The organism is Xanthomonas sp. WHRI 10207, from assembly GCF_040202975.1.
In the GTDB taxonomy this organism is placed as follows: Bacteria; Pseudomonadota; Gammaproteobacteria; order Xanthomonadales; family Xanthomonadaceae; genus Xanthomonas.
Map to the genome: position 1 here is coordinate 1,018,616 of NZ_JBEGDX010000002.1, position 13,785 is coordinate 1,032,400.

General features: G+C 65.5%; 10 protein-coding genes and 1 other RNA gene. 5 read left to right on the forward strand and 6 right to left on the reverse strand.

Annotated features, from left to right (window positions below; genetic code table 11):
- Positions 1-18: 18 nt before the first annotated feature.
- From gudD to kdgD, 4 genes are all read right to left on the reverse strand, one after another.
- Positions 19-1,374 carry a glucarate dehydratase gene (gene gudD / locus ABQU90_RS09935; protein WP_323522245.1) on the reverse strand — a complete coding sequence of 452 codons (1,356 nt, stop codon included), beginning with the start codon at positions 1,372-1,374 and terminating at the stop codon, positions 19-21.
- 19 nt (positions 1,375-1,393) lie between these two features.
- On the reverse strand, positions 1,394-2,773 hold the full coding sequence (locus ABQU90_RS09940; RefSeq protein WP_115513770.1) for an MFS transporter: 1,380 nt from the start codon (positions 2,771-2,773) through the stop codon (positions 1,394-1,396).
- A 116-nt stretch (positions 2,774-2,889) separates the two neighbouring features.
- Positions 2,890-4,470: an aldehyde dehydrogenase (NADP(+)) gene (locus ABQU90_RS09945; RefSeq protein ID WP_323522244.1), complete on the reverse strand. Its 1,581-nt coding sequence runs from the start codon at positions 4,468-4,470 to the stop codon at positions 2,890-2,892.
- On the reverse strand, positions 4,470-5,387 hold the full coding sequence (gene kdgD, locus ABQU90_RS09950; protein ID WP_055848625.1) for a 5-dehydro-4-deoxyglucarate dehydratase: 918 nt from the start codon (positions 5,385-5,387) through the stop codon (positions 4,470-4,472). The genes ABQU90_RS09945 and kdgD overlap by 1 nt, the downstream gene beginning before the upstream one ends.
- 298 nt (positions 5,388-5,685) lie before the next feature.
- On the opposite strand from kdgD, the gene ABQU90_RS09955 reads away from it, so the two are divergent.
- Complete coding sequence (locus tag ABQU90_RS09955) at positions 5,686-6,555, forward strand: LysR family transcriptional regulator (protein ID WP_055848622.1); 870 nt, start codon at positions 5,686-5,688, stop codon at positions 6,553-6,555.
- Between the two features lie 76 nt (positions 6,556-6,631).
- Here the strand turns inward: ABQU90_RS09955 and ABQU90_RS09960 are convergent.
- Both ABQU90_RS09960 and ABQU90_RS09965 read right to left on the reverse strand, forming a co-directional pair.
- Positions 6,632-6,708, reverse strand: a non-coding RNA gene (locus ABQU90_RS09960) — sX9 sRNA.
- A 55-nt stretch (positions 6,709-6,763) separates the two neighbouring features.
- A complete protein-coding gene (locus ABQU90_RS09965; RefSeq protein ID WP_055848620.1) occupies positions 6,764-8,935 on the reverse strand; it encodes a RelA/SpoT family protein in 2,172 nt (723 codons plus the stop codon).
- A gap of 199 nt (positions 8,936-9,134) precedes the next feature.
- Between ABQU90_RS09965 and ABQU90_RS09970 the strand changes: the two genes are divergently transcribed.
- From ABQU90_RS09970 to ABQU90_RS09985, 4 genes are all read left to right on the forward strand, one after another.
- Positions 9,135-9,833: an HAD family hydrolase gene (locus ABQU90_RS09970; protein ID WP_323522243.1), complete on the forward strand. Its 699-nt coding sequence runs from the start codon at positions 9,135-9,137 to the stop codon at positions 9,831-9,833.
- A gap of 25 nt (positions 9,834-9,858) precedes the next feature.
- Complete coding sequence (locus ABQU90_RS09975) at positions 9,859-10,812, forward strand: sugar-binding transcriptional regulator (protein ID WP_055848614.1); 954 nt, start codon at positions 9,859-9,861, stop codon at positions 10,810-10,812.
- A 185-nt stretch (positions 10,813-10,997) separates the two neighbouring features.
- Positions 10,998-12,341, forward strand: a complete 1,344-nt coding sequence (locus ABQU90_RS09980) for an ABC transporter substrate-binding protein (RefSeq protein ID WP_082473468.1) — start codon at positions 10,998-11,000, stop codon at positions 12,339-12,341.
- Between the two features lie 130 nt (positions 12,342-12,471).
- A complete protein-coding gene (locus tag ABQU90_RS09985; RefSeq protein ID WP_323522242.1) occupies positions 12,472-13,767 on the forward strand; it encodes a carbohydrate porin in 1,296 nt (431 codons plus the stop codon).
- Positions 13,768-13,785 lie beyond the last annotated feature (18 nt).

Here is a 13,785-nt window from a genome sequence, read left to right on the forward strand (position 1 = left end):
GCTGCAGCCACCGCACGGTTAGCGCACCAGGCACGGCCGCTTGTTATCGAAGGTCCAGTTGGGAATCAAGGCCTGCATCGCGGCAGCATCATCGCGCGCGCCCAGGCTCAGATTTTGGTAAGTGCGATGCGCCGCTTCCAGCGCATCCATATCGAGTTCGACACCCAAACCGGGCTTTGCCGGCACCTGGATCTGGCCGCCGACGATCTGCAACGGGTAATGGGTCAGGCGTTGGCCGTCCTGCCAGATCCAGTGCGTGTCGATCGCGGTCACCTGCCCCGGCGCTGCGGCGGCCACGTGGGTGAACATCGCCAGCGAAATATCGAAGTGGTTGTTGGAATGCGAGCCCCAGGTCAGGCCCCAGTCGCGGCACAGTTGCGCCACCCGCACCGAGCCTTGCAACGTCCAGAAATGCGGGTCGGCCAGCGGGATATCCACCGACTGCAACTGGATGGCGTGGCCCATCTGCCGCCAGTCGGTGGCGATCATGTTGGTGGCGGTCGGCAAGCCAGTGGCGCGACGGAACTCGGCCATGATCTCGCGGCCGGAATACCCCTCCTGCGCACCGCACGGGTCTTCGGCATAGGCCATCACGCCGTGCATGTCGCGGCACAGGGCGATGGCCTGATCCAGGGACCACGCGCCATTGGGGTCCAGCGTGATGCGCGCCTGCGGAAAACGTTCGTGCAACGCGACAATGGCCTCGATTTCGTCTTCGCCACGCAGTACGCCGCCTTTGAGCTTGAAGTCGCGAAAGCCGTATTTTTCGTAGGCCGCTTCGGCCAGGCGCACGACCGATGCCGGCGTCAAGGCTTCCTGGTCGCGCACCGCCTCCCAGTCATCGCGGGCACCGCTGCCGTCGCGATAGTCGAATCCGGTCTTGCGTCGGTCGCCAATGAAAAAGAGGTAGCCCAGCACGTCCACCGCGTCGCGTTGCTGGCCTTCGCCGAGCAACGCAGCGACCGGTTGATCGAGGAATTGCCCCAGCAGATCCAGCAACGCCGATTCGATGGCGATCACTGCGTGAATGGTGATGCGCAGATCGAAGGTCTGCAGACCACGTCCGGCGCTGTCACGGTCGGCAAACGCGGTGCGCACCTGATTGAGGATGCGTTGATACTCGGCGATGGAGCGGTCGCGAATGAGCGGCGCTGCCTCGTGCAGCAAGCCGGCGATGGCCGCGCCGCCAGGCACTTCGCCCACGCCGGTGCGGCCGGACGAATCGCGCAGCACCAGCACATTGCGGGTGAAGTAAGGCGCGTGCGCGCCACTGAGGTTCAGCAGCATGCTGTCCTGGCCGGCGACCGGCACCACGCGGATGTCGGTGATGCGCGGCGTGGCGCCGATGCTTGCAGGTGCGGTGTGGATATTCATCGAAAGTCTCCGAAGACGGTCACAGCGGTGCGGGCACGGGCATGGACGGGCCGCCGGGCGGGGCCTTGAGTTCCACGCGCTTGATTTCACCCACCACCACCAGATAGGACACCACCGCCAGCAAGGCATTGAGCCCGACGAACACCAGCGCCCATTCGAAGGTGCCGGTGGTGGACACGATGTAGCCGATCACGATCGGCGTGGTGATGCCGGCGATGTTGCCGAAGGTATTGAACAGGCCACCGGACAAGCCGGCGATTTCCTTGGGCGAGGTGTCGGCCACCACCGCCCAGCCGAGTGCACCGATGCCCTTGCCGAAGAAGGCCAGCGCCATCAGCCCCACCACCATCCATTCGGCCTGCACGTAGTTGCAGCCGATCATCGTCACCGACATCAACATGCCGACCACGATCGGCGTCTTGCGCGAAACGGTGAGCGAATAGCCACGCCGTACCATGCGGTCGGACACATAGCCGCCCAGCACGCCGCCGATAAACCCGCACACCGCCGGCAACGAGGCCACAAAGCCGGCTTCCAGGATCGACATGCCGCGCTCCTTGACCAGATACACCGGAAACCAGGTCAGGAAGAAGTACGTCAGCGTGGTGATGCAGTACTGGCCGATGTACACGCCCAGCAACATGCGGTTGCACAACAGCTGTTTGGCGTAATGCCATTGCGTGCCCTTGGGCTGGCTACCGGGCTTGTTGCCCTGCTCCATGTCCACCAGCGCGCCGTTGCGCTGGATATAGTCCAGCTCCTGCGCGCTCAAACGCGGATGTTCGCGCGGGGCATAGATGGTCTTGCGCCATACCAGCGCCAGCAACACGCCCGCCGCACCCATCACCAGAAACACGTGTTCCCAGCCCCAGGCGTGCACCAGCCAGCCCATCAGCGGCGCGAAGGCCACGGTGGCGAAGTACTGCGCGGAATTGAAGATCGACGCGGCTAGGCCACGCTCGGCGGTAGGGAACCACGCCGCCACGATGCGGCTATTGCCCGGAAAGGACGGCGCTTCGGCAATGCCGACCAGAAAGCGCAGCACGAACAGCGTGGTGACCGCCCAGGTCACCGGCACCCAATCGATAAAGCCCTGCAAGGCGGTGAACAGCGACCAGATCAGCAGCGACAGGCCATACACGCGCCGCGAGCCGAAGCGATCGAGCAACCAGCCGCCGGGAATCTGCCCGGCCACATACGCCCAACCGAATGCAGAAAAAATGAAGCCCATCTGCAGCGCGTCGATGCCCAGCGCATCCTGGACCGCGGAACCGGCGATGGACAAGGTGGCGCGATCTGCATAGTTGATCGTGGTCACCACGAACAACATCAGCAAGATCAGGTAGCGCCTGCGCGGAACCGTCGTTGAACCGACTGTCTTTGAATCGATAGCCATCATCGTTCCTCACCTATGACGATGGAAGCGCACTGCGCTCCGGTACTCCAAGTGGCGCCTGCAGATGGCGCACCGGACCCTCCTCCGGCACGCCTCAGGCATCGTTGCCGCCGCCGCTGTCAGTCGTGTCCCAGCGCGCCATCGACGCGTCGCCACAGTCCGAGTGGGTTGCCGTGCGCCACTGCAGCGGGCAACAGCGCGGCCGGCAGATCCTGGTAGCAGACCGGGCGCAGGAAGCGATCGATCGCCAGCGTGCCCACCGAGGTGCTGCGGCTGTCGGAGGTGGCCGGGAACGGGCCGCCATGCACCATCGCGTGGCAGACCTCCACACCGGTGGGCCAGTCGTTGACCAGGATGCGCCCGGCCTTGCGTTCCAGCACCGGCAGCAACGCGGCGGCCAGGTCGGTATCGGCTGCATCCATGTGCAAGGTGGCGGTGAGCTGGCCTTCCAGGTGCTCGCTCAGCGCGCGCAGCTGAGCGATGTCCCTGCAACGCACCAGCAGCGAGGAGGCACCGAAGACTTCGGCCTGCAGCGCTTCGTCTGCCAGAAAGGCATCGGCGTCGGTGCTGAACAATGCGGCCGGGCAGCGACCCGCTTCCGGTGCGGCGCCACGTGCCAGTGTGCTGACCTGCGGATGCGCGGCCAGACGCTGCACACCCTGCGCATAGGCCTGGCCAATGCCTGCGGTGAGCATTGCTGCCGGCGATACCGCTTGCAGCGTTTGCGTGGCCGACGCGATAAACGCATCCAGCGCCGGTGAATCGATCGCCAGCAGCAAGCCGGGGTTGGTGCAGAACTGCCCCGTGCCCAAGGTCAGCGAGCCGACGAACGCTTTGCCCAGATCGGATGCACGCGCCTGTAGCGCCTGCGGCAACAGATACACCGGATTGATCGCACTCATCTCCGCATACACCGGAATCGGCTCGCGGCGTGCGGAAGCGATCTTGACCAACGCCATGCCGCCAGCGCGCGAGCCGGTGAAACCCACCGCCTTGATGCGCGCGTCGGCCACCAGCTGCGCACCGATCTCGATGCCGGCGTCGAACAGCAGCGAGAACACGCCTTCGGGCAGCCCGCACTGCGCCATCGCCGCCTGGATCGCACGGCCCACCAATTCCGACGTGCCCGGATGCGCGCTGTGCGCCTTGACCACCACCGGGCAACCGGCCGCCAATGCCGACGCGGTATCGCCACCGGCCACCGAAAATGCGAGCGGGAAATTACTGGCGCCGAACACCGCCACCGGCCCCAGTGGGATATGCCGCTGGCGCAGATCCGCGCGCGGCAACGGCGTGCGTTGCGGCAGCGCGGGGTCGATGCGGGCCTGCAACCAGCTGCCTTCGCGCACCACGTTGGCGAACAGACGTAGTTGCCCCACGGTGCGTCCGCGCTCACCTTCCAGACGCGGGCGCGGCAGGCCGCTTTCGCACATGGCGCGTTCGATCAAGGCATCGCCCAACGCCAGAATCTGCTCGGCGATGGTTTCCAGAAAGACCGCGCGCGCTTCCAGCGGCGTTTCGCGATAGGTGTCGAACGCCGCCTGCGCCAGCGCGCAGGCCTGCTGCAGATCCTGTGCGCTCACCGAGCCGAACGTCGGCTGCAATGCCGCGCCGCTGGCCGCATCCACCGCATGAAATTCCGCCCCGGCGCCGCGCACGCCGCGCTGCCCGATCAGCGATTCGCCCTTGATGGTGTGCATCAGCGGCGGCCTCCGATCAGTTGTTTGAGCTGCGCGAACTCATCTTCGTTGAGGTCAGCCAATGGCGTGCGTACCGGACCGGCCGGGCGGCCGACCGCGCGCATGCCGGCCTTGACGATAGACACCGCGTAACCCGCGCGACGATTGCGCAGCACCGTGTACGGCAACACGAAGTCGTTGAGCTCGCGGTAGATGGTGGCGTGGTCGCGCGCGCGCACCGCCGCATAGAACGCCAGCGCCCACTCGGGCAGGAAATTGAAGATGGCCGACGAATACGTGGTCACGCCCATTTCCAGATACGGCAGCGCGAAGGTTTCGGCGGTGGGCAGGCCGCCCACGTACAACAGCCGGTCGCCCAGCCGCGCATAGATGCGGGTCATGCGATCCACATCGCCGATGCCGTCCTTGTAGCCCACCAGGTTGGGGCACCGCTCGGCCACACGCGCCAGCGTTACATCGTCGAGCTTGGCATTGGCGCGGCCGTAGACGATCACGCCCAGGCTGGTCGCCTTGCAGACGCGCTCGACATGGTCGGCCACGCCGTCGGCATCGCACTCGGTGAGGTACGGCGGAAACAGCAGGATGCCGTCGGCATCGTTGCGCTCGGCGGCCTGCGCCATCTCGATCGCAATCGCAGTGCCATAGCCGGCCGGGGCGATCACCGGCATGCGGCCGGCAGTCTCGGTGACGGCTGCGCGCACGGCGCGGTTCACTTCGTCCAGCGTCAGCGAAAACAGCTCGCCGGTGCCGCCCGCTGCAAACAGGCCGGCGGCCGGATGCGAGGACAGCCAGTCCAGATTGCTGCGATAGGCGGGTTCGTCGAAGGCCAGGTCGGCATCGAAATGGGTCACCGGAAACGACAACAGCCCGGCGCCAAGCGCTTGGGCCATTTCGGACGGGGTGTATCTGCTGCTCATCGGACAAACGCTCCTGGGCGGGGGATGCGGTTGATCCTAGAAACGCAGATCGTTGCTGGTCCAAACCAAAGGACGTATTGTTTGATACATAAGTTGAATAAATCGCATCACAAACTGACGTAGTGCGCCGCAAATGGCTGCTTTGCAACGCTTTTTCGACGCGACGTAATTATGGTTGGTTGCGTCCGCCAGCGTCCTTTCTGGCCGAGCGTCGCCTATTCATTCGTGCTGGCCGCGCCGGGATGTTGCGGGTGCAGCATCCGATTCGTGTGTTTTTGCAACGCGAGGCCCGCCCGCCATGTTCGATCTGCAACAACTGCGTTGCTTTGTCGCCGTCGCCGACGAACTGCACTTCCGGCGCGCGGCCGAGCGCCTGAACATGACCCAGCCGCCGCTCAGCCGGCAGATTCAGCTGCTGGAGCACAGCGTCGGCACCGCGCTGCTGGAGCGCAACAGCCGGCATGTACGGCTGACCCAGGCTGGCCGCAGCCTGCTGGCCGAAGCGCGCGCGATCTTGCGCATGGCTGAGAATGCCGGGCTACGTGCGCGCCGGATCGGCACCGGCGATGCCGGCAGCGTGTCGGTGGGCTTCACCGCCGGTGCCAGTTACCGCTTCCTGCCCGAGGCCATCGCGCGGTGGCGCAGGCAAGCGCCCGATGTGGATCTGCAACTCAAGGAGATGGTCAGTCTGGCGCAACTGGACGCGCTGGACGCCGGCCGGCTGGATATCGGCCTGCTGCGCCCACCGATCCAGCGCCAGGGTCTGCACAGCCGCTGCGTAGCACGCGAACCGCTGATCGCCGCGCTACCGGAAGACTCGCCGCTGGCGCAACACGACAGCCTGCGCCTGCAGGATTTCGACGGGCAGCCGCTGGTCAATTACGCACCCGATGAAGCGCGCTATTTCTACGATCTGCTGGCGCAGTTGTTCGGTGCGCGCGGCATCGCGCCGCGCTCGGTGCAGTACGTCAGCCAGATCCACTCGGTGTTGGCGCTGGTGCGCGGCGGCATGGGCATGGCACTGGTGCCCGAAGGCGCCAGCGGCCTGCGTTACGCCGGCATCGTGTACCTGCCGCTGCGCGATGAAACCCCTGCCACGCCGGTGGAACTGCATCTGGTGTGGAAGCAGGACAACGACAACCCTGCGCTGCGTCGCTTGATCGCCTGAGCCAGGCAACGCGCTCGAGCTGTCACACGCTCACTGCAGCGCAGCCACTGCCCAACGCGTCGATCCGGTTTAGAGCGGCTAACACCACGTACCGAGCAGTCGTCACATGGTTGTGGACGGCGCGCTCAGAACCGGAACAGACGCGTGGTACATGCCGCGCCGATCACCGCCCGTCTGGCGGTGAGCACAGGCCTTTTGCTAGATGCTCTTACTGGCGACCCACGCTCTGCACCACATGCAGGCGCCGCAGCCGGCGCATCACCTCGGCCAGATGGCGGCGGTCGCGCACCTGGATATTGAAGCGCAACACCGCCGCATTGAAGTCGCGGTCCAGGTAGTCCACACGTTCGATATTGGATTTGCTTTGCGCGATCGCCGCGGCCAACTGCGCCAGCACGCCGGTGCGGTTTTCCACTTCCACCACCAGCGCGGTGTCGTAGTCGCCGGTGACGTTGGAATCCCAATCGATCGGTACCCAGCGCTCGGGCGATTTGCGCAGCTCGGCCAGGTTGGGGCAATCCAGGCGGTGCACCACGATGCCCTTGCCGGCGGTGTGGTAGCCCATGATTTCGTCGCCGGGGATCGGCTGACAACAGTTGGCGAAACTGATTACGCCGCGCTCGCTGCCGTCGATCAGGATCTTTTCGTGCGAGTGCTTGGAGTGCCCGCCACCGCGCAATTCCGCGTACGCCATCAAGGCCTGTGCGGCCTGGGTGGGCATCCAGTTGCCCAATGCGACATCGGCGAGCAAGGCTTCCAGGCGCGGGTAACGGTGTTCGTTGAGGAAGGCATCCAGCCGGCCCTTGGGCAGGCGTTCCAGCGAAGAGTCCATCGCTTCGAGCGCGCGATCGAGCATGCGATGGCCCAGCTGCACGGCATCTTCGTGTTCGAGCTGCTTGAGCTGGTGGCGGATCGCGGTGCGCGCCTTGCTGCTGACCACAAATTCCAGCCACTGCGGCTTGGGCGTGGCCGAACGCGCGGTGATGATTTCCACTGCCTGCCCGCTGACCAGCTTTGTGCGCAAGGGCACCAGCTTCTTGTCCACGCGCGAGGCCACCGCGCGGTTGCCCACGTCGGTATGCACGGCGTAGGCAAAATCCAGCGCGGTGGAATTGCGTGGCAGCGCCAGGATCTTGCCCTTGGGCGTGAACAGATAGACCTCGTCCGGGAACAGGTCCACCTTGACGTTGTCCAGGAACTCCAGCGACGAGCCGGCAGCGCGCTGCGAGTCGATCAGCTCCACGATCCAGTCGTGCGCGCGGCTCTGCGCACTATTGGGCGAGGCCGAGCCCACCTTGTAGGTCCAGTGCGCAGCCACGCCGCGCTCGGCGATCAGGTCCATTTCTTCGGTCCGGATCTGTACCTCGATCGGCGAGCCGTAGGGACCGAACAGCACCGTGTGCAGCGACTGATAGCCGTTGGCCTTGGGGATCGCGATGAAATCGCGGAAGCGCCCGTCCAGCGGCTTGAAGGTGGCATGCACCGCACCGAGTGCGTGATAGCAATCGGCCACGGTGCGCACCACCAGCCGGAAGCCGAACACGTCCATCACCTGGTCGAAGGATTTGTTCTCTTCGTGCATCTTGGAATAGATGCTCCAGGGCGTCTTGATGCGGCTGACCAGCCGGTGTTCCAGCCCTTCCTTGGCCAACCGCTGCGACAGCTGCACTTCCACCTGCGCCATCGATTCGCGCCGCACCACCGGCTGGCTGCGGATATGTTTTTCGATGATGGCGTGACGCCACGGATACAGCGCGCGGAAGCCCAGATTCTGCAACTCGGACTTGATCAGACTCATGCCCAGGCGCTGTGCGATGGGCGCGTAGATTTCCAGGGTTTCGCGCGCGATGCGGCCGCGTGCCTCGGTGCTCTGCGCGCCGAGCGTGCGCATGTTGTGCAGGCGGTCGGCCAGCTTGATCATGATCACGCGCAGATCGCGCGACATCGCCAGCAACATCTTGCGGAAGCTTTCCGCCGCCGCTTCCTGGCGGTCGCGGAACTTGAGCTTGTCCAGCTTGGTGACGCCATCGACCAGCTCGGCCACCGCTTCGCCGAATTCGGACGCCAGCTCTTCGCGCGTCAGCGGCGTGTCTTCGATGGTGTCGTGCAGGATCGCGGCGATCAGCGATTCCATGTCCAGGCCCAGCTCGGCAAGCACGCCGGCCACGGCCACCGGATGGGTGATGTAGGGCTCGCCGGACTTGCGGGTCTGGCCGGCATGCGCCATGGCGCCGACTTCCCAGGCACGGCGCAGGATCGGCAGCTGCTCCTTGGGAAGGTAGCTGGCAGCGCGTTCGAGGTGCAGGACGTAGTCGGGGATAGCCGGGTCGGAAGACGGGGACGTCGCCACGGTCGCCTGGGCAGTGGGGCCTGGGTTCATGCGCGAAGACTATGCCAGTGGCCGGTTTGCGGCAACGCGGCATGCGCGCCGCACGCGCCGGCGGCCGGCGATCGGTCGCTGCGTGGCCGCTTCACGCCGGCCGCAGCGGCCACCGACGCGCCATCTGCAACTTTGCCCAGCGAGGCGACATTTGCCCGACTGCTACACTCGGGCCCGCGTTAGTCCAGGGACCTTACTCATGCTCGCTCCGCCCGACCTGCTGATCTTCGACTGCGACGGCGTGCTGGTCGACAGCGAGCCGTTGGCGTGCGCGGTACTGGCCCAGGCACTGCAACAAAACAGCGTGGACATCGACATCGACGGGGTCCAGCAGCACTTCCTCGGGCGCAGCCTGGGCAGCGTGCGCGCGCATGTGCAGACGCTGGGGCGCACCCTGCCGGACACCTTCGAGCGCGACCTCAATACCGCGTTGCTGGCCCGCTTTGGCACCGAATTGCAGCCGATCCCGGGCGTGGCCGCGCTGCTGGACGCAGTGCAGACACCGCGGTGCGTGGCCTCGTCCAGCCATCTTGAGCGGGTGCGCCTGTGCCTGCAGGTCACCGGCCTGGCGGGGCATGTCGGAGCGCACATCTACACCGCCGAGCTGGTCGCCCGCGGCAAGCCTGCGCCGGACCTATTCCTGCTCGCCGCCGACCGCATGCAGGTGGCACCCGCGGCCTGCCTGGTGATCGAAGACAGTCCCAGCGGCGTGCAAGCCGCATGCGCGGCCGGGATGCAGGTGTGGGGATTCACCGGCGGCGGCCATCACCGCGCAAGCGCTGCGGCCACCGCGCTGCTCGCTGCAGCAGGCGCATCGCAGGTGTTTGCAGACATGCCGGCCATCGCCACCGCACTGGGCGCCATCGGCACCAAGCGCCTGGGCACTACGTTAGGCTGAGACTTCCACGCAGACAGATGTGACGATGGCCAACCCCGATAACGACACCAGCCGACTCGATGCCGCAGCCAGAGCGGGCTGGCTGTACTACATCGCCGGCAACACCCAGGACGAGATCGCGCGCAAGCTCAAGGTCTCGCGCGCCACCGCGCAGCGCCTGGTGTCGTTGTGCCTGAGCCAGCGCTTGATCACCTTCCGGCTGGAACATCCGATTGCCGCCTGCATGGATCTGGCCGCACAGCTGCAGGACCGCTTCGGCATGCGCTATTGCGAGGTCGCGCCCACCGATCCGGCCGACCCGCACCTGGTCACCGGTGTCGCCGAACGCGCGGCAGCGCTGCTGGAATCCACCTTGCGCAGCGATAGCCCGAGCATCATCGGCATCGGCACCGGCCGTGCCATGCGCGCGGCGGTGGAGCGCATTCCTGCGATGCAAACGCGAAATCATCAGCTGGTTTCGCTGGTCGGCAACATTTCCCCGGATGGCTCGGCCAGCCCGTTCGACGCAGTGGCGCGCCTGGCCGATCTGACCGGCGCGCAGCACTACCCGATGCCGCTGCCGGTGTTTCTGTCCTCGCAAGAAGAACGCGAAACGCTGCTGGGGATCGAAGCGGTGCGCCGGGTCCGCGCGATCGCCGCAAAGGCCGATCTGCGCCTGGTCGGTGTTGGCCAGCTCGATCAGACCGCGCCGCTGCATGTGGACGGCTTCATCAGCCGCAACGAACTGCTGGACCTGATTCGGCTGGGCGCGGTGGGCGAAGTGATCGGCTGGGCGCTTACCGCAGCCGGCGACATCATCGATGCAGGCACCAACCTGCGTTTGACCAGCGTGCCGCATCCGGTGCCGGCCACCAGCCTTTCGATCGGCGTGGCCGTGGGCAACGCCAAGGTGGGCCCGATCAAGGCCGCGCTGAAGGGCCGCATCCTCAACGGCCTGATCACCGACGAGCACACCGCCAAGGCCTTGCTCGCCAGCTGAGCTGAGCGCATCGCAGCGGGCGTAATGGCAGTTCATTGCTGAAATTTCCCGGCATGCGCGGGCGCCTTGGCGTGCGCCGCGATGCTGCGCTGCAAGATCGAAAGTGCTTTACAGCGTGGCGACGGCGTGGGCATATGCGCATCACACGGGCATTTGCTCAACCAACCTCAAGCTGAGGCACCGGTATGAACACTTCGATCAAGACCCTGATCTGCGCGGCACTGAGCGCATCACTGGCGGCATGCGGCGGAGGCGCGAACAACAGCGACGCTGCGTCCAAGCAGGACACCCTGGTCATCGCCACCGTCAACAACGGCGACATGATCCGCATGCAGAAGCTGACCTCGGATTTCACCGCCACCCATCCGCAGATCAAGCTCGAGTGGGTCACCCTGGAAGAGAACGTGCTGCGCCAGCGCGTCACCACCGACATCGCGACCAAGGGCGGCCAGTTCGATGTGCTGACCATCGGCACCTACGAGGTGCCGATCTGGGCCGAGCGCGGCTGGCTCAAACCGCTGACGTTCGATGCCGACTATCAGGTGGACGATCTGATCCCGCAGATCCGCGATGCAGTCAGTCACAAGGGCCAGCTGTATGCAGCGCCGTTCTACGCCGAAGGCTCGATGCTGATGTACCGCACCGACCTGCTGCAAAAGGCCGGCCTGAGCATGCCGGCGCAGCCCTCGTGGAGCTTCGTGGCCGAGGCCGCCCGCAAGATGACCGACAAGCAGGCCGGCATCTACGGCATCTGCCTGCGCGGCAAGGCCGGCTGGGGCGAGAACATGGCCTTGATCAGCTCGATGGGCAATGCCTTCGGTGCGCGCTGGTTCGACGAACAATGGAAACCGCAGTTCGACCAGCCGGAATGGAAGGCCGCACTGCAGACCTATGTGGATGTCATGAAAGACGCCGGCCCGCCAGGTGCCGCGTCCAATGGCTTCAACGAGAACCTTGCGCTGTTCACCGCAGGCAAGTGCGCGATGTGGGTCGATGCCACGGTGGCCGCATCGTTCATCAGCAATCCGAGCGAATCCAAGGTGTCGGACAAGGTCGGTTTTGCCGCGGCGCCGGATGCCGGCAAGGGCAAGACCACCGGCTGGCTGTGGGCCTGGAATCTGGCCATCCCGGCCAGTTCGAAAAAGGCCGACAAGGCGCAGGCATTCATCGCCTGGGCCACCAGCAAGCACTACACCGAACTGGTGGCCGGCAAGGAGGGCTGGGGCAATGTGCCGCCGGGCACGCGCCAGTCGCTGTACGCCACGGCCGAGTACCTGAAAGCCGCACCCTTCGCCAAGCAGACGCTGGCCGCCATCCAGGGCGCCGACACGCATCACCCCACGGTCAAGCCGGTGCCTTACGTCGGCGTGCAGTACGCGGCCATCCCCGAGTTCCAGTCGATCGGCACCACGGTGGGCCAGCAGTTTTCCGCAGCGCTTACCGGCTCGATCAGCGTGGATGAGGCATTGAAGAACGCGCAGGCCGCCACCGAGCGCGAGATGCAGCGGGCCGGCTACCCCAAGCGCTAAGCGCAGCGCTCGCTACGTTTTATCAGCTGCTCCAAGTACAGGTCCGCTGGGCCGGGCACCCTGCCCGGCCCGCCCCTGGCCACAGCCATGCTCCGGCGTTACGGCGCCGCACCTTCCCACGAGGCAATCGATGAAGATCAGGCACACCACACCTGCGCTGACGATGTTGCTCGCTAGCCTGGCCTGCACACAGGCCAGCGCCCAGGCATTCGATCCGGACAAACACATCGGCGGCGACTGGGGCGGCCTGCGCAGCAAGCTGGCCGATGACGGTATCCAGTTCAAACTGGCGCACTTCAGCCAGACCGCCCACAACACCTCCGGCGGGCTCCGCGAGCGCACCGCCTATGCCGACCAATTCTTCCTGGGCGGGTACTTCGATCTGGAACGGCTGTGGGGCTGGTCCGGCGCCGATTTCAAACTGGAGATCACCAATCGCAACGGCGAGTTGATCAACAACACCGCCGGCATCCCCACGCTGTTGCAATCACAGCAGATTTTTGGACGCGGCGATGTGACGCGCCTGACCCAGTTCTCGCTGACCCAGCGCCTGTTCGACGACAGGCTGTCGCTGAAAGCCGGCCGCCTGTATCCCAGCGCCGATTTCTTCGCGCTCAATTGCAACTACCAGCACCTGACCTTCTGCAGCGGCGGCTCGTCCAACTACATCAGCAACAACTGGTATGGCGACCCGCTCAGCGCCTGGGGCGGCGTGGTCACTTTCAGCCCGGACAAACGCTGGTTTTTCCGCGTGGGCGGCTACGATGCCAACCCGCAAAACCGATCCACCGACCAAGGCCTGAAGCTCGGCACCTCCGGCGACGACCACGGCACCATGTTGGTGGCCGAAGTGGAGTACAAGCCCGACTACGGCAATGGCATCGATGGCGACTACCGCATCGGTGCGACCCGCAACAGCAACGATCAACTGCGCGTCTACACCCGCTCGGGCGTGCCGACCAGCCTCGGCACCGATCCGGCCGCGCTGCAGGACACCGATCGCGCGTTCTACGCCAATTTCGAACAACAGGTCACCAGCAATGGCGCCGGGGGCGGCTTGCGGCTGTTCGCAAGCGTCATCGATGCCGACGACGAGGTCAGCACCGTGGGCCAGGTGCTGGCGATCGGCGGGTTCTGGAAAGGACTTTTCGCTGCGCGACCGAACGACCGCATCGGCGTGGCCGTCGGCCGCAATGCGCTCAGCGAGCGTTTGCGTGCGGCGCAAACCCGCTACAACCAGCGCTTGCCCGCGGGCACAGCGGCCATTGGCGTGCAGCGCTACGAATACCCCATCGAGCTCAATTACAACATCGCCGTCAGCCGCGGGATCGAAGTCATGCCCAGCGTGCAGTACATCCGTCATCCGGGTGGACTGGATGGCGACAACGCCACCATTGTCGGCCTGCAGGTCAGCCTGAATTTCTGACGCCCACCCGGCCGTGCG

Coding starts and splice junctions, on each gene's coding strand:
- gudD (WP_323522245.1), bottom strand. CDS start 1,374: ATGAATATCCACACCGCACCTGCAAGCATCGGCGCCACGCCGCGCATC.
- ABQU90_RS09940 (WP_115513770.1), bottom strand. CDS start 2,773: ATGATGGCTATCGATTCAAAGACAGTCGGTTCAACGACGGTTCCGCGC.
- ABQU90_RS09945 (WP_323522244.1), bottom strand. CDS start 4,470: ATGCACACCATCAAGGGCGAATCGCTGATCGGGCAGCGCGGCGTGCGC.
- kdgD (WP_055848625.1), bottom strand. CDS start 5,387: ATGAGCAGCAGATACACCCCGTCCGAAATGGCCCAAGCGCTTGGCGCC.
- ABQU90_RS09955 (WP_055848622.1), top strand. CDS start 5,686: ATGTTCGATCTGCAACAACTGCGTTGCTTTGTCGCCGTCGCCGACGAA.
- ABQU90_RS09965 (WP_055848620.1), bottom strand. CDS start 8,935: ATGAACCCAGGCCCCACTGCCCAGGCGACCGTGGCGACGTCCCCGTCT.
- ABQU90_RS09970 (WP_323522243.1), top strand. CDS start 9,135: ATGCTCGCTCCGCCCGACCTGCTGATCTTCGACTGCGACGGCGTGCTG.
- ABQU90_RS09975 (WP_055848614.1), top strand. CDS start 9,859: ATGGCCAACCCCGATAACGACACCAGCCGACTCGATGCCGCAGCCAGA.
- ABQU90_RS09980 (WP_082473468.1), top strand. CDS start 10,998: ATGAACACTTCGATCAAGACCCTGATCTGCGCGGCACTGAGCGCATCA.
- ABQU90_RS09985 (WP_323522242.1), top strand. CDS start 12,472: ATGAAGATCAGGCACACCACACCTGCGCTGACGATGTTGCTCGCTAGC.